The sequence below is a fragment of the Pseudomonas sp. NPDC087342 genome (genome assembly GCF_044744265.1).
In the GTDB taxonomy this organism is placed as follows: Bacteria; Pseudomonadota; Gammaproteobacteria; order Pseudomonadales; family Pseudomonadaceae; genus Aquipseudomonas; species Aquipseudomonas nunensis.
Window position 1 is genome coordinate 791259 of sequence record NZ_JBIUXZ010000001.1, and the last position, 24989, is coordinate 816247.

General features: G+C 60.4%; 14 protein-coding genes and 1 pseudogene. 13 read left to right on the forward strand and 2 right to left on the reverse strand.

Going from position 1 to position 24989, the window contains the following annotated elements; all coding sequences use genetic code 11:
* Nucleotides 1-945: 945 nt before the first annotated feature.
* The 10 genes and pseudogenes from ACIOYV_RS03615 to ACIOYV_RS03660 all read left to right on the forward strand — a co-directional run bounded on the left by ACIOYV_RS03615 (nucleotide 946) and on the right by ACIOYV_RS03660 (nucleotide 18416).
* On the forward strand, nucleotides 946-2400 hold the full coding sequence (locus ACIOYV_RS03615) for a serralysin family metalloprotease (protein WP_401320880.1): 1455 nt from the start codon (nucleotides 946-948) through the stop codon (nucleotides 2398-2400).
* Between the two features lie 96 nt (nucleotides 2401-2496).
* Nucleotides 2497-2919, forward strand: a complete 423-nt coding sequence (locus ACIOYV_RS03620) for an AprI/Inh family metalloprotease inhibitor (RefSeq protein ID WP_290026171.1) — start codon at nucleotides 2497-2499, stop codon at nucleotides 2917-2919.
* A gap of 213 nt (nucleotides 2920-3132) precedes the next feature.
* Nucleotides 3133-4911 (forward strand): type I secretion system permease/ATPase, encoded by a 1779-nt coding sequence (locus tag ACIOYV_RS03625; RefSeq protein ID WP_401320881.1) that lies wholly within the window; start codon nucleotides 3133-3135, stop codon nucleotides 4909-4911.
* Complete coding sequence (locus tag ACIOYV_RS03630; protein WP_054614774.1) at nucleotides 4908-6257, forward strand: HlyD family type I secretion periplasmic adaptor subunit; 1350 nt, start codon at nucleotides 4908-4910, stop codon at nucleotides 6255-6257. Before ACIOYV_RS03625 ends, ACIOYV_RS03630 begins: the two co-directional genes overlap by 4 nt.
* A gap of 2 nt (nucleotides 6258-6259) precedes the next feature.
* Nucleotides 6260-7624, forward strand: a complete 1365-nt coding sequence (locus ACIOYV_RS03635) for a TolC family outer membrane protein (RefSeq protein ID WP_401320884.1) — start codon at nucleotides 6260-6262, stop codon at nucleotides 7622-7624.
* A gap of 238 nt (nucleotides 7625-7862) precedes the next feature.
* Nucleotides 7863-10820 carry an autotransporter domain-containing protein gene (locus ACIOYV_RS03640; RefSeq protein WP_401320885.1) on the forward strand — a complete coding sequence of 986 codons (2958 nt, stop codon included), beginning with the start codon at nucleotides 7863-7865 and terminating at the stop codon, nucleotides 10818-10820.
* Nucleotides 10821-11045: 225 nt separating this feature from the next.
* Complete coding sequence (locus ACIOYV_RS03645; RefSeq protein WP_401320888.1) at nucleotides 11046-14117, forward strand: autotransporter domain-containing protein; 3072 nt, start codon at nucleotides 11046-11048, stop codon at nucleotides 14115-14117.
* A 23-nt stretch (nucleotides 14118-14140) separates the two neighbouring features.
* Nucleotides 14141-15835, forward strand: coding sequence for a polyurethanase (locus tag ACIOYV_RS03650; protein WP_401320891.1), 1695 nt, complete (start codon nucleotides 14141-14143; stop codon nucleotides 15833-15835).
* Nucleotides 15836-15932: 97 nt separating this feature from the next.
* Nucleotides 15933-17785 (forward strand): annotated as a pseudogene (locus tag ACIOYV_RS03655) (polyurethanase).
* A gap of 265 nt (nucleotides 17786-18050) precedes the next feature.
* Nucleotides 18051-18416 (forward strand): hypothetical protein, encoded by a 366-nt coding sequence (locus ACIOYV_RS03660; RefSeq protein ID WP_401320894.1) that lies wholly within the window; start codon nucleotides 18051-18053, stop codon nucleotides 18414-18416.
* 103 nt (nucleotides 18417-18519) lie between these two features.
* Here the strand turns inward: ACIOYV_RS03660 and ACIOYV_RS03665 are convergent, their stop codons facing one another.
* Nucleotides 18520-18744: a YgdI/YgdR family lipoprotein gene (locus ACIOYV_RS03665; RefSeq protein ID WP_054046026.1), complete on the reverse strand. Its 225-nt coding sequence runs from the start codon at nucleotides 18742-18744 to the stop codon at nucleotides 18520-18522.
* A 459-nt stretch (nucleotides 18745-19203) separates the two neighbouring features.
* Between ACIOYV_RS03665 and ACIOYV_RS03670 the strand changes: the two genes are divergently transcribed.
* From ACIOYV_RS03670 to ACIOYV_RS03680, 3 genes are all read left to right on the forward strand, one after another.
* A complete protein-coding gene (locus ACIOYV_RS03670) occupies nucleotides 19204-20871 on the forward strand; it encodes a VRR-NUC domain-containing protein (protein WP_401320897.1) in 1668 nt (555 codons plus the stop codon).
* A complete protein-coding gene (locus ACIOYV_RS03675; RefSeq protein ID WP_401320900.1) occupies nucleotides 20868-23144 on the forward strand; it encodes an ATP-dependent DNA helicase in 2277 nt (758 codons plus the stop codon). Before ACIOYV_RS03670 ends, ACIOYV_RS03675 begins: the two co-directional genes overlap by 4 nt.
* Before the next feature lie 172 nt (nucleotides 23145-23316).
* Nucleotides 23317-24225 (forward strand): zeta toxin family protein, encoded by a 909-nt coding sequence (locus ACIOYV_RS03680; RefSeq protein WP_401320901.1) that lies wholly within the window; start codon nucleotides 23317-23319, stop codon nucleotides 24223-24225.
* On the opposite strand, the gene ACIOYV_RS03685 is transcribed toward ACIOYV_RS03680, so the two are convergent.
* Entirely contained in the window at nucleotides 24206-24958 is a 753-nt protein-coding gene (locus tag ACIOYV_RS03685; RefSeq protein WP_401320903.1) for a type 1 glutamine amidotransferase domain-containing protein, read from the reverse strand. The genes ACIOYV_RS03680 and ACIOYV_RS03685 overlap by 20 nt on opposite strands.
* Nucleotides 24959-24989 lie beyond the last annotated feature (31 nt).

The following is a 24989-nucleotide window of genomic DNA, read 5'->3' on the forward strand; positions in this document are numbered from 1 at the left end:
GTACGCTTCCTCGCAGGCTCGGCAGTTGCTACAAACATTGCGTATGGCGTCCAGACATGGCGTAGGGCGCGCTTTTTGTAGCAGCTGGCGAAGCCTGCGTTCGGCCGCGCAGCGGTCGTAAAATCAGGCGATGCGGTGTTTCAGTTAAGACGGTGTGCTCAGGTTTGACGACGGCTGCGCCGCCGAACGCAGTCTCGCAGGCTCGACAGCTGCTACAAACATGGCGTAGGGCGTGTGAGAAATGGCGTAGGGCGCGCTTTTTGTAGCAACTGGCGAAGCCTGCGTTCGGCCGCGCAGCGGTCGTGTAATCAGGCGATGCGGTGTTTCAGTAAGACGGTGTGCTCAGGTTTGACGACGGCTGCGCCGCCGAACGCAGCCTCGCAGGCTCGGCAGCTGCTACAAACATGGCGTAGGGCGTGTGAGAAATGGCGTAGGGCGTGCTTTTTGTAGCAGCTGGCGAAGCCTGCGTTCGAGCGCGCAGCGGTCGTGAGATCAGGCGATGCGGTGTTTCAGTAAGACGGTGTGCTCAGGTTTGACGACGGCTGCGCCGCCGAATGCAGCCTTCGGCGGCTGCTACAGGTCGCGCGTAGTATTCACTAGTTATTTACTTTAGTTGATGGCAATGCACTGGCACTCATATTAATAAGTTCAACAAAGTGAGACGCCTTTGACAAAAAGCAACTTACCGCTATTTAATATTTAAATTTGAAATTGTCAGACAATTCGCCCATCCCCGCGCACTAAAAACTATATTACGACCCCATCCCCCTTGTTTTCGGGCACTTGCTGGAACACAACAATTTGACCTTGAAAAAGTAGTAGACGTTTGATTTCAAATTGTGTCAGGTTTCTTACGCCTTCATTGGGCGAGTGATAGGACGATCTCGCCAGAGATTGTCTCTGTCTGACAAAAACTGTTCCATTGCTTAACAAGGAAGTGTGTTTATGTCGAAAGTAAAAGCCAAGGCTATTGATTCCGCCGAACTGGCCTTCCAGCCACTGCAAGCACTGGCCGCGCCGAGTTCTGCGTTCAACCAGATCAATAGCTTCAGCCATCAGTACGACCGGGGTGGCAACCTCACGGTCAATGGCAAACCCTCCTTCTCGGTGGATCAAGCCGCGACTCAACTGCTGCGTGACGGTGCCGCCTGGCACGATCTCAACGGCAGCGGCAAGATCGAACTGACCTACACCTTTCTGACGTCCCAGACCTCGAATTTCAGCGGCCTGGGCGTCACCGGTTTCAGTCAGTTCAGCGCCCTGCAAAAAACCCAGGCCGTGCTCGCCATGCAATCCTGGGCCGATGTGGCCAAAGTCACCTTTGCCGAAGCGGCCAAGGGCGGCGACGGGCACATGAGCTTCGGTAACTACAGCGGTGGCCAGGACGGCGCAGCGGCATTTGCATTCCTGCCGGGCACCGAGCCGGGTTATGACGGCCAGTCCTGGTACCTGACCGGCAGCGGCTACAACGTCAACAAGACCCCGGGCGTGAACAACTACGGGCGTCAGACGCTCACCCATGAAATCGGCCACACCCTGGGCCTGTCTCACCCTGGCGACTACAACGCCGGCGAAGGCAACCCGACTTACAACGACGCGTCCTACGGCCAGGACACCCGTGGCTACAGCCTGATGAGCTACTGGAGTGAAAGCAACACCAGCCAGAACTTCAGCAAGGCCGGCGTTGAAGCCTATGCTTCCGGCCCGCTGATGGACGATATCGCGGCCATCCAGAAACTCTACGGCGCCAACACTGAAACCCGTACCGGTGACACCACCTACGGCTTCAACTCCAACGCCGGCCGCGACTTCCTGAGCGCTTCGTCGTCCGCCGACAAACTCGTGTTCTCGGTCTGGGATGCGGGCGGCAAGGACACCCTGGATTTCTCCGGTTTTACCCAAAACCAGAAGATCAACCTCAATGACGCCTCGTTCTCCGACGTTGGCGGACTGGTAGGTAACGTGTCCATCGCCAAGGGCGCGATCATCGAAAACGCCATCGGCGGTTCGGGCAACGATCTGTTGATCGGTAACAGCGTCGCCAACGAACTGAAGGGCGGTGCCGGCAACGACCTGATCTACGGCGCGGGCGGTGCGGACAAACTGTGGGGTGGTTCGGGTTCGGACACCTTCGTGTTTGCCGCCAGCAGCGATTCCAAGCCAGGTGCGGTCGATCAGATTCTCGATTTTGTCAGCGGCCTGGACAAGATTGACCTGACCGGCATCACCAAGGGCGCAGGCGTGCACTTCGTGAGTTCGTTCACCGGTGCGGCAGGCGATGCGGTGTTGACCTCGTCGGGTGGCAACAGCCAACTGGCGGTGGACTTCTCCGGGCACGGCGTGGCTGATTTCCTCGTCAGCACCGTTGGCCAGGCAGCAACCACGGACATTGTGGCCTGATCCAAGGCAAAAGGAGCGCGGCGCTTAATGCGCCGCGCTCTGTCCTTGCATCCATGCACGCTGTGGGTGAGGCTACACCCCGGAGTAAAAAGTCCTATGACCCATAACGCCTTTACCTACAAAGCAACCGCGTGGCTATTGGCGACGCTGATGATGTTTTTTGGAGATGTAGCCATGGCAAGCAGCCTGAAATTAGCGGACCCCTCGGAACTGGCAGGCCTTTGGCAAGCCACCCTCAATGCCCCGCAAGACACCGCTGAGTCCCAGGCATTGCAGGACAAGCCGTCGAACGTTTGCAGCATCGATTTCCAACCAAAGCAGACCCTGGGTGACGGCGCCGAATGTCTCAGCGCCTGGCTGGAAGAACCCGCGATTGGCTGGTTCACCGAGCCCGACGGGATCTCGATCACCGGTAAAGAAGGCTCAAGAATTGTGTTTTTCAGCCGACAACGCGAAGGGCTCTATACAAGCACTTTGAAGTCAGGACTGATCATTACGCTCAAGCGCTCGGCGCATTAAGCATAATTACAAGATCGACGCACTGAGCGCTGGATATAAAGCCCATCAATGCAGTTATAGGCAGCGAATCAATAACCTTGACTCTCGTTTGATTTGAAAGAGTTGTTATTCATTTGTAAGCACTAACTAGCAAAGAAGGCCTGGGCTCACGTGCAGGCAGTTAATTGATACCTCGTCAAAGATTGACGAGTACTAACATCTCAGGAAAAACCAATGAAGATGGCGAAGGCCCCAGGCACCGCACCCTTATTCAAGGCACTGGGCGACTATAAGAGCATCCTGATCAGCGTCGGTTGTTTTACTGCACTGATTAACGTGCTGATGCTGGTTCCCTCCATCTATATGCTCCAGGTGTATGACCGGGTGCTGTCTTCGCAAAACGAAACTACGCTGGCGATGCTGTCATTGATGGTGGTCGGGTTCTTTGTGTTTATCGGCATGCTCGAAGTCGTGCGCAGTTTTATCGTGATCCGCATCGGTAGCCAATTGGAGCGGCGCTTTAACCTGCGGGTCTACCAGGCCGCGTTCGAGCGCAACCTGTTCAAGGGCGAGGGCAACGCCGGGCAATCCCTCGGGGACCTGACCCACATCCGCCAGTTCGTCACCGGCCCTGCGCTGTTCGCCTTCTTCGATGCGCCGTGGTTCCCGGTGTACCTGTTTGTGATTTTCCTGTTCAACGTCTGGCTAGGCGTGTTGGCCACCGCCGGCGCGGTGCTGCTGATCGGCTTGGCGTGCCTCAACGAGGCAATGACCAAAAAGCCTTTGGGCGAAGCCGCCGGGTTCTCGCAGAAATCCAGCCAACTGGCCACCAGTCACCTGCATAACGCTGAAACCATCCAGGCCATGGGCATGCTTGGCGTCTTGCGCAAGCGCTGGTTCCAGGTGCATTCGCGTTTCCTGGGCTTGCAGAATCAGGCAAGCGACACTGGTGCGGTGATCAGTTCCCTGAGTAAAACCCTGCGCCTGTGCCTGCAATCGCTGGTGCTGGGGCTGGGCGCATTGCTGGTGATCAAGGGTGACATGACCGCCGGGATGATGATTGCCGGTTCGATCTTGATGGGCCGCGTCCTGAGCCCCATCGATCAACTGATTGCCGTGTGGAAGCAATGGAGCGGCGCCAAACTCGCCTACCGCCGTCTCGACGCGCTGCTGCAAGCTTATCCGCCCAGCGACGAAGCCATGGCGCTGCCGGCACCGAAAGGCCAGATCACTTTTGAGCAAGTCAGCGCCGGCCCGCCGGGCCAACGTGCGGCGACCTTGCACATGGTCAACTTCAGCCTCGGCGCCGGTGAAGTGCTGGGCGTGCTTGGTGCTTCGGGCTCCGGCAAATCGACCCTGGCCCGAGTGCTGGTCGGCGTCTGGCCGACCCTCGGCGGCACAGTGCGGCTCGACGGTGCCGACATCCATCGCTGGAACCGCGACGACCTCGGTCCTTACATCGGCTATCTGCCCCAAGACATCGAATTGTTCAGCGGCAGCATCGCCGAGAACATCGCGCGTTTCCGTGATGCCGATCCGCAGAAAGTCGTGGAAGCGGCGCAACACGCCGGCGTCCACGAACTGATCCTGCGCATGCCGCAAGGCTACGACACCGTGCTCGGCGAAGACGGCAGCGGTTTGTCCGGCGGCCAAAAGCAGCGCGTAGCCCTGGCCCGTGCGTTGTACGGCAACCCGAGCCTGGTGGTGCTGGATGAACCCAACTCCAACCTCGACACCGTCGGCGAAGCGGCATTGGCCGGCGCCATCGCGCACATGAAAGCCCGGGGCACCAGCGTGATCCTAGTGACCCATCGCTCCTCGGCACTGGCCCAGGCAGACAAGTTGTTGGTGCTCAGCGAAGGTCGTTTGCAGGCTTACGGCCCAAGCCAGGAAGTGCTCAAGGCACTGTCCGGCAATCAATCGGCAAATCAGGAACAGAAAGCGGCGCAGGCACCGGGCGGGCTCAGCATGAGCCGGCAGTATCAGCCCACGACAAGGAATTCGGGTGTATGAGCAGCGCACGCATGAACACTGAAAACGAAGCAACCATGGAACACGATTACATCGCCGAGCGCCCGGAGCGCGATGCCAGATTCTTCGCGCGCATGGGCTGGATCCTGGCGATCGTCGGCGCCGGCAGTTTCTTCACTTGGGCCAGCCTCGCGCCGCTCGATCAAGGGATTCCGGTGCAGGGCACCGTCGTGGTATCCGGCAAGCGCAAAGCCGTGCAATCGATTGGCAATGGCGTGGTCAGCCGGATTCTGGTGCGCGAAGGCCAAGTGGTTAAGCAAGGCCAGCCGCTATTCCAGCTCGACCAGACCCAGGCCGCCGCCGACGTCGATTCATTGCAGGCGCAATACCGCATGGCGTGGGCCAGCGTGGCGCGTTGGGAGAGTGAGCGCGATAACCTCAAGCAGGTGACGTTCCCCGCCGAGCTGAGCAAGGACGCCGATCCACGTTTGGCATTGGTCCTGGAAGGTCAGCGCCAACTGTTCAGCAGCCGCCGCGAAGCCTATGCCCGTGAACAGGGCGGGTTGCGCGCCAATATCGAAGGCGCCAGCGCGCAACTGGCCGGCATGCGCCGAGCGCGTACCGACCTGACGGCTCAGGCCAACTCGCTGCAACAACAGCTGAGCAACCTGCAACCCTTGGCAGACAACGGCTACATTCCGCGCAACCGCTTGATGGAATATCAGCGCCAACTGTCGCAGGTGCAGCAACAACTGGCCGAGAACACTGGCGAAAGCGGTCGGGTGGAGCAGGGCATCCTCGAAGCAAAACTCAAGCTGCAACAGCACATCGAGGAATACCAGAAAGAAGTCCGCACCCAACTGGCCGACGCGCAGCTCAAGAGCGTGACCCTGAAGGAGCAACTGACCTCCGCCGGGTTCGACCTGCAACACCGCGAGATCATCGCCACCGCTGACGGCATCGCGGTCAACCTCGGCGTGCACACCGAAGGCGCCGTGGTGCGTCAGGGCGAAACCCTGCTGGAAATCGTCCCGCAAGGCACCACGCTGGAAGTGGAAGGGCATTTGCCGGTCAACCTGATCGACAAGGTCGGCACGCACTTGCCGGTAGACATCCTGTTCACCGCGTTCAACCAGAGCCGCACCCCGCGAGTACCGGGTGAAGTCAGCCTGATTTCCGCCGACCAGATGATCGACGAGAAAACCGGCGCGCCGTATTACGTGCTGCGCAGCAGCGTCAGTGACCAGGCCATGGAAAAACTCCACGGGCTGGTGATCAAGCCCGGCATGCCGGCGGAAATGTTCGTGCGCACCGGTGAGCGTTCACTCCTCAACTATTTGTTCAAACCGCTGCTCGACCGGGCAGGCTCCGCGTTGACCGAGGAATAAGGATGTTCGGTTGTATGAATAAGCTTTCCATGCTCGGGGCGGCCCTGGCGTTACTGACTTGCAACAGTGCGATGGCCCTGGGGCCGTTTGAAATCTACGAACAGGCGTTGCGCAATGATCCGGTGTTCCTCGGCGCCATCAAGGAGCGGGATGCCGGCCTGGAAAACCGCATCATTGGCCGCGCCGGGCTGTTGCCCAGGATCGGTTACAACTACAACAAGGGCCGCAACTCGTCCAAGGCCACCGCCCTCAATGAGCGCGGGCAGAACCAGACCGATGACCGCAACTACAGCAGTTACGGCTCGACCCTGAGCCTGCAACAACCGTTGCTCGACTACGAGGCTTACGCGTCGTACCGCAAAGGCGTGGCGCAGTCGCTGTTCGCCGACGAAACCTTTCGCGGCAAGAGCCAGGAATTGCTGGTGCGGGTGCTGGAGAACTACACCAAGGCGTTGTTTGCCCAGGATCAGATCGACATCGCGTTGGCAAAGAAGAAGGCGTTCGAGCAACAGTTCCAGCAGAACGAACAGATGTTCCGCCAGGGCGAGGGCACGCGCACCGATATTCTTGAAGCCGAGTCTCGTTATGAGTTGGCCACGGCCGAAGAAATCGAAGCCCGGGATGAGCAGGACGCGTCGTTGCGCGAATTAGGCGCGCTGATCGGCGTGCCGGCGATGAACATCGGCGACCTGTCACCGCTGGACCAGAACTTCCAGACCTTCGCCCTGACCCCGGCCAATTACGACACCTGGCACGAAATGGCCGTGGCGAATAACCCGAACCTGGCTTCGCAACGCCAGGCCGTGGAAGTGGCGCGCTACGAGGTCGAACGCAACCGTGCCGGGCACCTGCCGAAAGTCAACGCGTACGCCACGGTGCGGCAGAACGAGTCGGAAAGCGGCAACACCTACAACCAGCGTTACGACACCAACACCATTGGTATTGAAGTCAGCGTGCCGTTGTATGCCGGCGGAGGAGTGTCGGCCATGACCCGTCAGGCCAGCCGCACGATGGAGCAGGCCGAGTACGACCTCGACGGCAAGACTCGGGAAACCCTGATCGAACTGCGTCGCCAGTTCAGCGCCTGTTTGTCGGGCGTGAACAAGCTGCGCGCCTATCAAAAGGCCCTGGCTTCCGCTGAAGCGCTGGTGGTCTCGACCAAGCAAAGCATCCTTGGTGGCGAGCGGGTCAACCTCGATGCGCTGAACGCCGAACAACAACTATTTACCACCCGCCGCGATTTGGCTCAGGCACGCTACGACTACCTGATGGCATGGACCAAGCTGCATTACTACGCCGGGACGTTGAACGAGCAGGATCTGGCGAAGGTTGACGAGGCATTTGGGCAGGGCCCGAAATCCCGATAAACACATCAGTGTGGCGAGTGGAATTATGTGGCAATAGTACTTTTGCGGCGAGGGGGCTTGCCCCCGTTGGGCTGCGAAGCGGCCCCAAAGCGGCGGTCGCTGCGCAACCGAGCGGGGGCAAGCCCCCTCGCCACAGAGCTACCTGCAACCTGAAAACATAGCGACACAGCAACACCGCACGACCACCCCCGCGGACAGGGGGCTAAAACTCTAAAAACGCCAAAAAAGCGAGAAAGACATGGACGTACAGATCAAGCCGATTTCGGTCGGCACGCTATTGCTCCTGGTTTCGGCCATCCCCGCAGCCGCCCAGGCCCAATACCTTGAAACCGGCAAACCCGGCGACGCCGCCAGTTGGCGTTCGGCCGAGTTCCAGCGCGATTGGGGCCTGGCGCGCATGCAGGCCGATCAAGCCTACGCCGCCGGCATCACCGGCAAAGGCGTGATCGTCGGTGAACTGGATTCCGGCTTCGATTCCGCCCACCCCGAATTCGCCAAAGACCGTTATCACGCAGTCACGGCCAGCGGCAGCTACGTCGATGGCACACCGTTCAACGTCAACGGCTCGCTCAACGCCAACAACGACTCCCACGGCACCCACGTCGCCGGCACCATCGGCGCGTCCCGCGATGGCACCGGCATGCACGGCGTGGCGTACAACGCGCAACTCTATGTGGCCAACACCAACAAGACCGACAGCTTCCTGTTCGGCCCGAGTCCCGATCCGCGTTATTTCAAAGCGGCGTACGACGCACTGGCGGATGCCGGCGTGCGTGCGATCAACAACAGCTGGGGCAGTCAGCCGCCGGATGTCAGCTATCGAACCCTCGACGACCTGCACGCGGCCTATGCCCAGCACTTCAACAAAGGCACCTGGCTGGATGCCGCCGCCGACGTGTCCCGTCGCGGTGTGATCAACGTGTTCAGCGCCGGCAACAGCGGCTACCCCAACGCCAGCGTGCGCTCGGCGCTGCCGCACTTCCAGCCAGACCTGGAAGGCCATTGGCTGGCGGTGTCGGGGCTGGATCAAGGCAATCTGCAGAAGTACAACCAGTGCGGGATCGCCAAGTATTGGTGCATTACCACCCCCGGCGCGAAGATCGACAGCACCATTCCCGATGGCGGTTACGCGATCAAGTCCGGCACCTCGATGTCCGCGCCGCACGCCACGGGCGCTCTGGCGCTGGTGATGGAACGCTACCCGTACATGAACAACCAGCAAGCGCTGCAAGTGCTGCTGACCACCGCGACCCAGCTCGACGGTTCGATCACTGATGCGCCGAACGCTCAGGTCGGCTGGGGCGTCGCCAATCTGGAGCGGGCGCTGCACGGGCCGGGGCAATTGCTTGGCGCGTTCGACGCCAATCTGGGAGCAGGGCAGAGCGATGTCTGGAGCAACGGCATCAGCGACAAAGCGTTGATCCAGCGCCAGGCCGAAGACGCCGCCGAACACAGCGCCTGGCAACAAACCCTGAAGGACAAAGGCTGGGAAAACGGCGTTACGGCCGGTGCCAGTCAACAGGACCAGACCGACTACGCGGTGGGCACAGCGCGCGATGCAGCAGCGGCATCCCGCGTCTACGAAGGCAGCCTGATCAAATCCGGCGCCGGTCGCTTGATGTTGACGGGCGACAGCACCTATCGCGGGCCGACCACGGTGAATGGTGGATTGCTGGCGGTGAACGGTTCGCTGACATCGGCAGTCACCGTCAATGACAGCGGGATCCTCGGCGGCAATGGCCGTATTGGCGCACTGACCGCGAAAAGCGGCGGTACCGTGGCGCCGGGCAATTCCATCGGCACCTTGCAAGTGGCCGGCGACGTGATCTTCGAGCGCGGTTCGACCTACGCCGTGGAACTGTCACCGACCAGCAGCGACCAGATCGTCGCGGGTGGCCAAGCCGTGATCGATGGCGCCACCGTCAGCCTGTCCCTGGAAAACAGCCCTACCTTGCTCAGCGCCCAACAAGTGCAAAGCCTGCTCGGTCATCAGTACGACATTCTGCAAGCGGGCGGCGGCATTCAGGGCCAGTTCGGCGCAGTGTTGCCCAACTACCTGTTTATCGGCGGCAGCCTCGATTACGCGGGAAACAGCGTTCAGTTGAACGTGGAACGCAATGCCACGAGTTTCGCGAGCGTCGGCCAGACCCCGAACCAGCGCTCCGTGGCCAGCGCCGTGGAAGGCTTGGGTGCGGGCAATCCGGTCTACGAAAGCCTGCTGCTGTCGGCGTCTGCCAGTTCGGCGCAACAGGCATTCCAGCAGTTGTCCGGGGAGATCTATCCGGCGCTGGGTTCGGTGTTGATCAACGACAGCCGTTATCTGCGTGATGCCGTGGGTGAGCGCCTTAACGACGCCAAAGGTGCGCAAAGCAACGGCTGGATCAAGGCCCTCGGTGCGTGGGGCAAGACTGATGATCGCCACGACACGGCGGGCTACACCACTTCGATTGGCGGCTTGCTCGCCGGTGTCGATGGCGCTGTGGATGAGCAAACCCGGATCGGTCTGGTGGCCGGTTACAGCGATAGCTCGGTGAACATGGGTTCGGGGACGCATTCCTCGGCGCAAGTCGACAGCTATCACCTGGGCGCGTATGCCGGCCACGAATTGGGTGCCTGGCGCCTGAGCGCGGGCGGTGCCTACAGCTGGCATCGCGCCGATGTGAAACGTGACCTGCAATACGGCGATGTCAGCGCCAAGCAAAAAGCCAAGGTCGATGCGGCCACCACCCAGGTGTTCGGTGAAGCAGCGTATCGCTTGAACCTGCAACCGCTGGCGCTGGAGCCGTTCGCCAACCTGGCCTACGTGCACCTCGACACCGAAGGCTTCACCGAAAAGGGTGATGCCGCCGCACTCAAGAGCCATGGCGACACTCGCGATGCGGTGCTCAGCACCTTGGGCCTACGGGCGCTCAAAACCGTGAACCTGTCCGGCCAGCAACAACTGGACCTGAGCGGCAGCCTCGGCTGGCAGCACAACCTGAGCAGCGTCGATTCCGAACAACACCTGGCGTTTGCCGGCGGCGGCACGGCGTTCGCGGTGGAAAGCTCGCCGTTGGTGCGCGATGCCGCGCTTGTGGGCGCGCATGCCAGCCTCGCGCTGAGCCGCGACCTGCGCCTGAACCTCGATTACACCGGCCAACTGGCCAGCCGCGAGAAAAGCCATGGCGTGGGGCTGAGCCTTAATTGGCAGTTTTAACGCGGTCGTCGTAGCAGCTGTCGAGCAGCGCGAGGCTGCGTTCGGCGGCGAAGCCGTCGTGAAACCGGAGCATGCGGGCGACCTCAAACACCGTGTCGCTTGATTTCACGACGACTTTGTCGCCGAACGCAGCCTCGCAGGCTCGGCAGCTGCTACAGGACGCTGTGAATATTGGTGCGCCTTTGGCGCAGGGAATTTGGCAACACAACTAAGGAAGGTAACTGGATGACTGTTGTAAACAACCACAAATTTGCTCTGAAAACCCTCAACCTCGCCGTGCTCTGCGCCCTGGCCAGCCTGGGCACCGCACATGCCGCGCCGTACGTGGAAAACGGCAAACTCGGTGATCCCAACAGTTGGCGCAGCGCCGAGTTCAACGCCGATTGGGGCGTGGGCGCGATCAATGCGCAGCAAGCCTACGCCGCCGGCTACACCGGTAAAGGCGTGAAACTGGGGATCTTCGACCAACCGGTCTACGCCCAACACCCGGAATTTTCCGGCACCAACAAGGTGATCAACCTGGTCACCAGCGGCATCCGCGAATACACCGACCCGTACATCCCGGTCAAAGCCGGGGATGCGTTCCGTTATGACGGCGCACCCTCGGTCGGTTCCGACGGCAAGCTCGGCGCGCACGGCACCCACGTCGGCGGGATCGCCGCTGGCAGCCGCGATGGCGGACCGATGCATGGCGTGGCCTTCGGCGCGCAAATCATCAGTGCCGACAACGGCGACCCAGGCCCGGAAGACGGGATCATTCGCGGCAACGACGGCGCGGTCTACAAGGCCGGCTGGGATGCCCTGATCGCCAGCGGCGCGCGGATCATCAACAACAGCTGGGGCATCGGTATCACCGATCGCTTCGACCTCGGCGGGCGCAATCCGGCGTTCCCGCATTTCACCGTGCAAGACGCGCAGTTGCAGTTCAACGAGATTCAGCCCTTGCTCGGCACCAAACCCGGCGGTGCCTATGACGGCGCTATCGCGGCGGCCCGCAGCGGTATCGTCACGATCTTCGCCGCCGGCAACGACTACAACCTCAACAACCCGGATGCCATCGCCGGCCTGGCGTATTTCGTGCCGGACATCGCGCCGAACTGGATCACCGTGGCGGCGCTGCAAAAGAACCCGGACCTGACCAGCACCGATCTCTACAACATCAGCACGTTCTCATCGCGCTGCGGCTACACCGCGAGTTATTGCGTGTCGGCGCCGGGCAGCAGGATTTTTAGCTCGATCATTACCGGCACCAGCGCCGATAACCTCGGCACCAGCTATGCCAACTACAACGGCACCTCGATGGCGGCGCCGCACGTGGCCGGTTCCATGGCGGTGTTGATGGAGCGCTTCCCGTACATGACCGGCGCACAGGTCGCCAGCGTATTGCGCACCACGGCCACTGACCTCGGTGCGCCTGGCGTCGATGCGTTGTACGGTTGGGGCATGATCAACCTGGGCAAAGGCATCGACGGCCCGGCGATGTTCGTCACCGAGCAGGACATTCCTGAAGAGTTCCGCATCCAGGGCGCCTACGGCGACAGCCAGTTTGTCGCGAACCTGCCAGGCATCGGCGGGATCATCGACGCCGGCAAACCCACCGAGCGCGTCTGCAACGATGTGCACTGCGGGCTCGACACCTGGCGCAACGACATTTCCGGCCATGGCGGCCTGACCAAGCAAGGCATCGGCACCTTGGTGCTGACCGGCGCCAACACCTACAGCGGCCCGACGCTGGTCAATCAAGGACGGCTGGCGATCAACGGTTCGCTGGCATCGGCAGTCACTGTGAATGACAGCGGCATCCTCGGCGGTAACGGCCGCATCGGCGCGCTCACCGCGAAAAGCGGCGGCACCGTGGCGCCGGGCAATTCCATCGGCACCCTGCAAGTGGCCGGCGACGTGGTCTTCGAGCGCGGCTCGACCTACGCCGTGGAACTGTCGCCGACCAGCAGTGACCAGATCATCGCCGGCGGCCAAGCCGTGATCGATGGCGCCACTGTCAGCCTGTCCCTGGAAAACAGTCCGACCTTGCTGAGCACTGCCGAAACGCAAAGCCTGCTCGGCCATCAGTACAACATCCTGCAAGCGGCGGGCGGCATCCAGGGCCAATTCGGCGCGGTGTTGCCGAACTACCTGTTTATCGGCGGCGCCCTGGATTACTCGGCGACTGGCGTTCAACTGGCGGTAGAGCGTAACGCGACGGCCTTCAGCGATGTCGGCCAGACCCCGAACCAACGCGCCGTGGCTGCAGCCGCCGAGCAATTGGGCGCGGGCAATGCGCTGTACGAAACCCTGCTGTTGTCGCCGACTGCGGCGGTGGCCCAGCAAGCGTTCCAGCAACTGTCCGGTGAGATTCATCCGGCCATCGGCACCATGCTGATCAACGACAGCCGTTACCTGCGTGATGCGGTCAGCGATCGTCTGCGCGAACGTGATCTGTTCGATGCCGGCGCGCCGACCGATGACAAGAGCAACCTGTGGGTCAAGGTCCTGGGCGCCTGGGGCAAAAGTGATGGCGGTAACGACAACGCCAGTTCCAACAGCTCCATCGGTGGTTTGCTGGTGGGTGGCGATGGCTTGATCGCTAAAGATACCCGACTCGGTTTCGTCACCGGTTATAGCAACAGCTCGTTGAGCATGGGTGATGGCACGCATTCGTCGGCCGATGTCGACAGCTACCACTTGGGTGCGTACCTGGGGCATGAAATCGATGCCCTGCGCCTGAGCGTCGGCGGTGCCTACAGCTGGCATCGCATTGATGCGAAACGTGACCTGCAATTCGCCGATGTCAGCGGCAAGCAGAAAACCAAGCACGATGCGACCACCGCGCAAGTATTCACCGAAGCGGCGTATCGTCTGGACCTGCAACCGCTGGCCCTGGAACCGTTCGCCAAACTGGCCTACGTACACCTGAACAGCGAAAGCTTCACCGAGAAGGGCGATGCTGCCGCGCTCAAGGGTGGTGAAGACAATCGCGACGCGGTGCTCTCGACCCTCGGTCTGCGGGCGAGCAAAGCCATTGCGCTGTCCGACCAGAAAAGCCTCGAACTGTCCGGCAGCCTCGGCTGGCAGCACAACTTGAGCAGCGTTGATACCGATCAACACCTGGCCTTTGCCAACGGCAACACCGGGTTTAATGTGCAGAGCGTGTCGATGGATCGCAACGCCGCCGTGGTCGGCCTGCGTGCCGGGTTGGCCTTGAACAAGGCCACCCGCGTAAACCTGGATTACAACGGGCTGATCGGCTCCAACGAGAAGGACCACGGCGTGGGCCTGACCCTGGACTGGCAGTTCTGATTTGACGCTAAGGAAGCCAACACATGGGACTGTTTGATTACAAAAATGCCGGCGGTGCCGCCGGCAAGGCGTTGTACAGCGATGCCATCGCGCTGACGCTTTACGCCTACACGCCGACAGGCAAGCCATTGCCCGCCACCGCTTGGGCGCCGATTGGCGCGACGGCGCTGGGTTATCAAGGCAAGGTCAGTGCGCAAGGTTCGTTCTTTGGCGAGAAGGACGGCTTCACCAGCGCTGAAGCCGAAGTGCTCGGCAAGTACGACGCGGCCGGCAAGCTGATCGGCATCGGCGTGGCGTTTCGCGGCACCGGTGGCCTGGGTTACAGCGACACCTTCGGCGACATCAAGAACAACCTGCTGGCCGCCATCGGCCCGGTGGATTACGCGAAAAACTACGCGAAAAACGCCTTCGACACCTTGCTCAAGGACGTCGCCGCGTTCGCCATCGCCCATGGTGTGGGTGCCAAGGACGTGTTGATCAGCGGCCATAGTCTCGGCGGCTTGGGCGTCAACAGCGTGGCAGAGCTGAGCGGCGACAACTGGGGCGGTTTCTTCAAGGAGGCCAACTACGTGGCCTTCGCTTCGCCGACCCAAAGCGTCTCCACCAACGTGCTCAACATCGGCTACGAAAACGATCCGGTGTTCCGCGCGCTGGATGGCACCACGTTCAGCAGTGGTTCGGTGGGCAAGCACGATGGTTATCAGGCGTCGGCGACCAACAACATCGTCAACTTCAATGACCATTACGCCTCCACCGCGCAAAACCTGGTGCCGTTTAGCATCCTCAACCCGATGAGCTGGTCGGCGCATGGTTCGCTGGGTTACGCCGATGGCTTGAACCGGGTGATCGACTCGAAGTTCTACGACCTGACCAGCAAGGACTCGACGCTGATCGTCTCCAACCTGGCGGTCGATTCCCGAGGTAAAACCTGGGTCGAGGACTTGGGCCGCAGTGGCGAGCCGCACACCGGAAGCACCTTCATTATCGGCACCGACAGCAACGACTTGCTCAAGGGCGGCGCCGGCAATGACTTCATCGAGGGCCGCGACGGTAACGACCGCTTCCGCGATGACGGTGGCTACAACATCCTGCTGGGCGGCAAGGGCAGCAACACTTTCGAGCTGCAAAAACCGTTGCAGAACTTCAGTTTTGCCAACGACGGCGACGGCACGTTGTATGTGCGTGACGCCTACGGCGGCATCAGCCTGACCCGCGACATCGGCGCGATAGTCAGCAAAGAGCCTGGCTCGTGGCTGGGCACCAAGGACGTCAGTTACAACGTCACGGCCAACGGCTTGCTCAATGGAAGCGAACTGACCCACTACAACCACTCGCTGAATGGCGATGCCTACGGCAACACTTTGGCGGCCACCGTCGATGGTGACTGGTTGTTCGGCAATGCCGGCGATGACCTGCTGCGCAGCGACAAAAGCCACGTCACCTTCGTCGGTGGTGCGGGCAATGACGTGATGCATGCCAATGGCGGCAACAACACCTTCCTGTTCAGCGGCGCCTTCGGTTTCGACGCGATCAATGGCTACCAGGGCAGCGACAAACTGGTGTTCATGGGCGTGCAGGGCGCAGGGCAGGGCTATGACTACAAGCAACACGCGACCCAGTCCGGGCATGACACGCTGCTCAAGGTCGGCGATTTTGCCGTGACCCTGGTCGGTGTCGGGCTGGATAACCTGTCCACTTCAAGTTTTACCTTTGCATAAGGGCGACATGCACTGAAATGCTCCGGAGCGCCTCATTCCCGAGGCGCTTTGGCTGTGAGCTATCTCTGACAATTCCAACAAAAGAGAGGCAATAGCAATGGGTGTTTACGATTACAAAAACTTCAGCACGGCAGAATCAAGGCGTTGTTCAGCGACGCCATGGCCATCACGCTGTACTCCTATCACAACCTCGATAACGGCTTTGCCGCCGGTTATCAGCACAACGGCTTCGGCCTCGGGCTGCCGGCGACGCTGGTCACCGCGCTGATCGGTGGCACCGATTCCCAGGGCGTCATTCCCGGCGTGCCGTGGAACCCCGACTCCGAAAAACTCGCACTGGACGCCGTGAAAAAGGCCGGCTGGACGCCGATCACCGCCTCGCAATTGGGCTATGACGGCAAAACCGACGCACGCGGAACCTTCTACGGCGAGAAGGCTGGCTACACCAGCGCGCAGGTCGAGATCCTAGGCAAGTACGACGCCCAAGGTCATCTCACGGAACTTGGTATTGCCTTTCGGGGCACCAGCGGCCCACGGGAAATCCTCATCGGCGACTCCATCGGCGACGCGATCAGTGATCTGCTGGCCGCACTCGGCCCCAAGGATTATGCGAAGAACTACGCCGGTGAAGCGTTCGGCAAACTGTTCGGCAACGTCGCAGCGTTTGCCAGTGCCCATGGCCTGTCAGGCAAGGACGTACTGGTCAGCGGCCACAGCCTCGGCGGCTTGGCGGTCAACAGCCTGGCGGATCTGAGCACGGACAAGTGGTCGGGTTTCTACAAGGATTCGAACTACATCGCCTACGCCTCGCCAACCCAAAGCAGTACCGACAAAGTGCTGAACGTCGGCTACGAAAACGATCCGGTGTTCCGCGCTCTCGACGGCTCGACCTTCAACCTGGCGTCCGTGGGCGTGCACGACGGCGCCAAGGCTTCGACCACCGACAACATCGTCAGCTTCAACGATCACTACGCCTCGACCGCGTGGAACGTGCTGCCGTTTTCCATCCTGAACATTCCGACCTGGATTTCCCACTTGCCGACCGCGTACGGCGATGGCATGAACCGGGTGATCGAATCGAAGTTCTATGACCTCACCAGCAAAGACTCGACCATCATCGTCGCCAACCTTTCGGACCCGGCGAAGGCCAACACTTGGGTCCAGGATCTGAATCGCAATGCCGAAACCCACAAGGGCAGCACCTTCATCATCGGCAGCGACGGCAATGACCTGATCCAGGGCGGGAAGGGCAACGATTACCTCGAAGGCCGGGATGGCAACGACACCTTCCGCGACGGTGGCGGCTACAACATCGTGCTGGGCGGAAAGGGCAGCAACGTGCTGGATTTGCAGCAGTCGGTGAAGAACTTCGTGTTCGCCAATGACGGCGTTGGCAACCTCTACGTCAAGGATGCCAACGGCGGGATCAGCATCACCCGCGACATCGGCAACATCATCACCAAGGAACCGGCGTTTTTGTGGGGCGTGTTCAAGGACGACGTGACCCACAGCGTCACGGCGGATGGCCTGAAGGTCGGCAACAACCTGACCCAATACGCCTCGACGGTGAAGGGCGGCGCGGGTGCCGATACGCTTACGGCGCATGCCAGCGGCGACTGGCTGTTTGGCCTGGACGGCAACGACCATTTGATCGGCGGCAAAGGTAACGATGTGTTTGTCGGCGGCGCGGGCAATGACCTGATGGAGTCGGGGGGCGGGGTCAATACGTTCCTGTTCACTGGCGGGTTTGGCCAGGACAAGGTGATTGGCTATCAGGCCAGCGACAAGCTGGTGTTCATGGGCGTTCAAGGCGTGGTGCCGAATGATGATTACCGGGCACATGCCTCGGCGGTCGGGCATGACACGGTGCTGACGTTTGGCGGGGATTCGGTGACGTTGGTGGGGGTTGGGTTGGAGAGTTTGTCAGGTAGCGGAATCGTTATTGCCTGATAGGGACCCTTCGCGGGCAAGCCTCGCTCCTACAAGGAATCGCGTCGGTCACACATTTTGTGCACGACGCAAATCCCCTGTAGGAGCGAGGCTTGCCCGCGAAGAACGATAACGCGATAAACCTGCCTGCCACCGTGACTCATCGGCCATTTCCGGACTCAAACACCTGCACCAACAGGAACCGGCACTAAAGCATCCGCCCACTTCTGCGTTATGTCTAAACGCACAGCGGTATGCCGCCATTGAGTACAGGAGATTCAGCAACGTGAGTAACAGCAAGGGGTATGTCTTGGGGTTGGCTTTGGCCGTGTTATCGGCGAACGCCGCTGCAGAACTGCCTCACAGCTCGATTTTGAGCCGTTATGGCCTGACGCCAGATGAGTTGCCGAAACCGGCAGCGATCCAAACCAAAGAACCTGTCGAAGAGAAAAGCCGCTTTCATATCGAGCCGGAACAGCCTTGGGCGACGATCCGGATCGGTGACGGGAACAAGCCACCAGTGACCGGCAACATCAGCATCGATAATTCGGTGCAGCAGGAATATGACCGGTGCCAGAAGCTGCGGGCGGAGATGATCAAGCGTGGTGATCGCTATGTTGTCTGCGATACCAGTGTTCCGGGGATGCCTTGATTCTTGTGCTGATTTGAAGGGCCTCTTCGCGGGCAAGCCTCGCTCCTACAGATCACACAACCTGTAGGAGCGAGGCTTGCCCGCGAAGAACGATAACTCGGTCTCAATCCTCCTTGCGGACCGTCGCCACATCATTGGCATTGACCTTCACTTTCGCCCCGGAAATATCTTCGAATTCGTAGAAACCGTCCTTGGTCTTGGTTTTCGGCATGTCCTTGGTCAAATACTGGGTGCCGTTCTGCAGGGTTACCACGGTTGGCGTGGAGCAACCGGCGAGGGCCAGAAAGGCTGCAACGGCCAGGGGCAGGCCCAGGGTCTTGATATTCATAACACCTCCATGATGCTCAAAAAATCAGTGTGACGGTTTCTGTCATCACTGTCGCTCTATGGCGGTTGGTGCCGTGGATCGGCAGAAAGTTCGATGGTCACCTGAAAAATCCACGATTAGCCGCGCCGCCAGATGCCAGTCAGTTAAACCGCAAGGCACCCTATGGCAGCCATCGAAACCTGCGCACGTCTCGTAGGAGGCTACGTTCGCTCGTAGCAGCTGTCGAGGCACGAGGCTGCGTTCGGCGGCGAAGCCGTCGCCAAACCTGAGCACGCGGTCTGCCTGAAACACCGCGTGGCCTGATTTCACGACGGCTTCGCCGCCGAACGCAGCCTCGTGCCTCGACAGCTGCTACAAAGCCGGCGGCAATTGATGTTTTAACCGCGCCACCCATCTTTTTCCGTTTGCACCGCACCGGCTGTAGCTGGTATCTGTACGCATAACCAGTACTCGCTCGCCATGGCCCTTTTTCCTGTGACTGAAAACCCGCTCGACGATCCGTTCTATTACTTGAACAACTTCATGCAAGTGCTTGATTGGCTTGAGCATCGCTATGCCGATGTGTTGAGCCCACAAGAACAGCATTTCATGGCGGAGTTCAACCGGCTGCCGCGTGAATCCCGGGCATTGCTGGTGCGGATGGTGATGCGCAAGGGCCTGCATTTCCGGGCCGGCAAGTTGCATTACGTCGAGATCGGCGATATCGCCAACGCTGCCGCTCCGCTGCTGGAACTGGGCTGGATCGACCAGCAATCGCCTCTGTTAATAGCGGATGTGTTCGACGTATTGCTCAAGGCCGAGATTCTGCAATGCCTGGGGCATGCCATCGATCAGCCCAAAGGCAAAAAGACCGATTGGCTGCCACTGCTGAGCGAACAGTTTCCCGAATCCCGCAGCTTCCAGCAGTGGTGCCCGACACTGGATGACCGCTTGTTCAGCCTGACCATCATGGGTTTGTGCGACCGGTTGCGCCTGATGTTCTTCGGCAATCTTTACCAGGATTGGTCGGAGTTCGTGTTGGCTGATCTCGGCATCTACACCTATGAAAAAGTCGAGTTCTGCGCCGAATCCCGAGGCTTGCGCAGCCGTGAAGACGTGGACGCCTGTGTGTTTCTGCACGAGTGCCAGCAGCGCTTCGAGGCCGGTGAAGCGGTGGCGGAGGTTGTCGAGCAGATCAACGCATTGGCGCTGAGCAATCCCTGGCTGCAACGGCGTCGGGGCAAGTTGTTGTTCCAGATCGGTCAGTACTGCGAACGTATCGCCGATTTCGCCAATGCCCTGGGCATCTACCGTGAATGCGCCTATCCCGGCGCTCGATTGCGGCTGATCCGGGTGCTGGAGCGTTGTGGTGAATACGCGTTGGCGCTGGATCTGGCGTCTTTCGCCGAGCAATCGCCGGAAAGCGCCACCGAGCAGCAGAAGTTGTTGCGAGTGCTGCCAAGGCTGCGGCGCAAACTGGGCGGGCCACCAATCAAGCGCGCAGCCCCTCGGGCCATGGAACGCCTGGACCTGCAATTGCCCCGAACCGATCTTGCGCTGTCGGTGGAATATTACGTGCAGGCGCACCTGGCTGAAGACGCGGCGCCGGTGCACTACGTCGAGAACAGCCTGATCAATTCGCTGTTCGGCTTGCTCTGCTGGCCGGCGATCTTCGCGCCGTTGCCGGGGGCGTTTTTCCATCCGTTCCAGCGCGGGCCGGTGGATTTACATAATGAAGACTTCCACGAACGCCGCGCCGAGTTGTTCCAGGCTTGTCTCGCCGAACTGAATGACGGGCGCTATCGCCAGACCATCCACGAGCGTTACCTGGCCAAGTGGGGCGTGCAGTCGCCGTTCGTGTTCTGGGGCGCGTTGAGCGAGGAACTGCTCGATCAGGCGCTGGACTGCCTGCCGGCCGAACACCTCAAACACTGGTTCAATCGCCTGTTGCTCGACATCAAGGCCAATCGCGCCGGCATGCCGGACCTGATCCAGTTCTGGCCGCAGGACAAGACCTACCGCATGATCGAAGTCAAAGGCCCCGGCGATCGCCTGCAAGATAATCAACTGCGCTGGCTGGAGTTCTGCCACGAACACCAGATGCCGATTGCCGTCTGCTATGTGCAATGGGCGGAGCAGAGCGCTTGAGCTACAGCATTGCGGTGCGGGCGCTGTGTGAATTCACCGCCAAGGTCGGTGACCTGGACCTGCGCTTCACCCCGTCACCCACTGCACTGGAAGGCATCGTCGGCCATCGCACCGTCGCCTCGCGCCGCAACGACAGCTACCAGAGCGAAGTGGCACTGGAAGGGCTGTATCAAACGCTGAAGGTCAGGGGCAGAGCGGACGGCTATGACCCGACGCAAAATTGCTTGGAAGAAGTCAAAACCTATCGCGGCGACCTGAGTAAACAGCCGGCCAACCATCGCCAGTTGCACTGGGCCCAGGCCAAGGTTTACGGCTGGCTGATGTGCCAGAAGCTGCAACTGGCCGAAATCAACGTGGCGCTGGTGTATTTCGACATCGTCAGCGAAAAGGAAACCTGTCTGGTCGAGGCTTTCAGCGCCGCTGAACTGGAGGCGTTCTTCGAGCATCATTACCAGTTGTTCCTGCATTGGGCCGAGCAGGAAATGGCTCACCGCGACGCCCGCAATCAGGCGGCTCAAGTATTGAAGTTTCCGCATGCCGGGTTTCGTCCGGGGCAACGACACCTGGCCGAATCCGTGTTCAAAGCGGTCAGCACCGGTCGTTGCCTGATGGCGCAAGCGCCGACGGGGATCGGCAAGACCGTCGGCACGTTGTTCCCGATGCTCAAGGCGCTGGCGCCGCAGCAACTGGACAAGGTGTTCTTCCTCACGGCAAAAACCCCGGGACGCAAACTGGCGCTGGACGCGGCGCAGGTGATCCTCGACAGCGCCGATGCGCCGCCATTGCGGGTTCTGGAAATGATCGCCCGGGACAAGGCGTGTGAGCACCCGGACAAAGCCTGCCACGGCGAATCCTGCCCGTTGGCCCAAGGCTTCTACGACCGTTTGCCCGCCGCGCGCCAGACCGCCAGCCAATTGAACCTGTTGAACCAGAGCGCTTTGCGTGACGTCGCGCTGGAACACAACGTTTGCCCGTACTACCTGAGCCAGGAAATGGCGCGCTGGGCGGACGTGGTGGTCGCCGACTACAACTATTACTTCGACTTCAGCGCCTTGTTGTTTGGTTTGGCCCAGGCCAACAACTGGCGGGTCGCGGTGTTGGTGGACGAAGCCCACAACCTGGTGGAGCGCGGCCGGCAGATGTACAGCGCCAGCCTCGATCAGGCGACCCTCAACGCTGTGCGCAAAACCGCACCGGAGCCGCTGAAGAAATCCTTGCAGCGGGTCAATCGTGAATGGAACGCCCTGCATGACCAGCAACTCGGTCCCTACCAAGCCTACGACAAGGCCCCGGAAAAACTACTCCAGGCCTTGTCGTCGTGCAGTGCGAGCATAGGTGACTACCTCAACGATCACCCGCAAGGGCTGGACAGCGCCTTACAGAACTTCTACTTCGAGATGTTGCAGTTTGGCCGGGTAGCGGAGCTGTTCGATGAGCAATTCCTGTTCGACATCAGCAAGCGCGACCTCGAGCGCAAACGCAACCTGTCGCAGTTGTGCCTGCGCAACGTGGTACCCGCCGGGTTTATCCGTCCACGCCTGACGGCGGCGCGCAGTACCGTGCTGTTTTCCGCGACACTGAGCCCCCGGCATTACTACGCCGACCTGCTCGGCACCTCGGCGAATACGGTGTGGATCGACGTCGAATCGCCGTTTCACGCGGATCAGTTGCAGGTCAGCATTGTCAGCCAGATCTCGACCCGGTTCGTGCACCGCCAGGCGTCCCTTGAGCCGATTGTCGAGCTGATCGCCCGGCAGTTCACCGAGCGTCCGGGTAACTACCTGGCGTTTTTCAGCAGCTTCGATTATTTGCAGCAAGTGGCGCAGTTGCTGGCCGAGCGGCATCCGCACATCACCTTGTGGTCGCAATCGCGGGGCATGGCCGAGCGTCAGCGCCAGGACTTCCTCGACCAATTCACCGCACACAGCCAAGGCGTTGGCTTCGCCGTGCTGGGCGGGGCATTCGGCGAAGGCATCGACTTGCCCGGCGCGCGGCTGATCGGCGCCTTCATTGCGACCCTGGGGCTGGCACAACTGAACCCGGTCAACGAACAAATGAAACACCGCATGGCGGCTATATTCGGCGCCGGTTATGACTACACCTACCTGTATCCCGGCGTGCAGAAAGTGGTGCAGGCCGCCGGGCGGGTGATCCGCACTCAGCAGGATCAAGGTGTGGTGATGCTGATCGATGACCGGTTTGGTGACAGCAAGGTCAAGCAGTTGCTGCCGCGCTGGTGGTCGGTGGATGTAGGTCAGGGTGTATCGGAGTAGGCGAAAGAGTTCGCCTGAATTGTGGTTTTTTCTGAATGCCGCGTAGGAATAGTTCCCTTTTAAAACAAAGACATATCCAGACAAACAAGCCTTTTTGAACAATCGGAGATACCTGCTTTATTGAAGATGCGGCCATCACTTCCAGCCGATTCTTTGATAAGGAAATCAAGGCATGTCACAAGCACCGACCTACACGTACACCGCAGAGCAACTCACCACGGCCTACACCGAAATCATCGCGACGTTGTTCACCAACATCACCGCCGGGACCATTCCCAAGATGTTGATCGTCGCCGGGCTGCAAGGCTCGGGTAAAACCTGGCTGCTGGAAAAGAAATTGCTGCCATCCAACAGCTACACAAATTATGTGCGCCTGTACCTGCCCGACTACCGGAAGAAACACCCGCAATACGCGGACATGATCAAGCTCGGTGTCTTGCACGCCTATGAAAACACCGAAGCGTTTGTCCGGGAGCTGAGCACCAGGATCTTCGTCGAGGCGTTTACGCGTAAATACAACATCATCATGGAGTGCGCGTTCGACAGCATCGACTTCGCGACCTTCCCGCCGTCGGCCACCGCGCTCGGCTATCAGTTCGAAACCCATATCGTGGGCTGCAATCAAGAGTTCGCGCACCTGTCGAGCATCAAAAGGGCACTCAGGAGCCTGGAAAAGCAGGAGCTGGAACGCTTCGTCAACCTCGACGCTCTGCAAACCAGCATGAGCAACGCCCAGGCGATCATCCTGGCCTTCGAAACGGCGGCGAAAGCGGTTAACGGCGCGCAAATCTATTTGTATGAACGCGGGCTCGGCGCACTCAAAGAGCGAACATTGCGTGCCCACAGCACTTACACCATAGCCGCCGATGGCTCACTGGCGGTCACTGCCGTCACCGCACCTTATGCGTACAGTGCGTATAGCAAAATCATCAACAACCACGTGTTTTCCATGGCGGATCGCGACGAGATGGTCAAGGAATGCCATCTGGCGCTGCTCAAGACCGGGACTTATGCCGAGCATGTCCCGGACTTCGTCTACAACGACCTGTATGCCTACATCGTCAAGTACGTGTACCGATAAGCTGCAGCCATTCGGCGGCAAAGCGATGACAGTCACCCGGCCAGCGGGCCGTCAGCAACTGCCTGTCGCGGACCACGAAACCGTGTTGTGGCTTGTCCGCCGAATCGCGTTTGGACACCCACGGACCGCGCTGGAAATCCGCAGGTTTGCCCAGGGCGGCCCGCACCTCCGCTTCGACAGTCTGCCGGTAAGTCCGGTAGTAACGTCCCAGCCACAGTGCGGTAAGGAACCAGGCCGGCTGTTCCATCGTGCTGGCCACCAGCGCCGTGACTTTGTATCCATCGATGACCGGGCGCCCGGTGTCAGGGTCAAGGGTACGGGCCAGCAGCAGTACGCCATGGCAAATCGCGGCGACAGGTTTGGCGGTCTTGAAAAAGTGCCGGGCAATACGCCGGGCCTGCCCGGACTCCAACAGGCTACGCATGCCTTGGGCGTGACCGCCGGGAATCAGCAGCCCGCTGAATTGCGCCGGGTCGACATCGGCGTAGGCCAATGGCTGGAGGAACGCCTCGTCTTCGATCATTCGGGCGTAGCTGACGAGGTCGGATTTACGCGTCATCAGGAGCGGGTTCAACAGACCGAACCCCGTGTCCACCAGTCGTCGGTCCGCGTAAGCGGGCAAGCCTTCGGGCGTCGCGAAACGCACTTCGATCCCGGCCTGGCGCATGGCCTGCCAGGGCACACTGCTTTCAGTCGGATCGTAATCGCGGGTCGGCAACAGAATCAGAATCATCGAGGGCAGTTTCCTTGGCCGGACGGGGCAG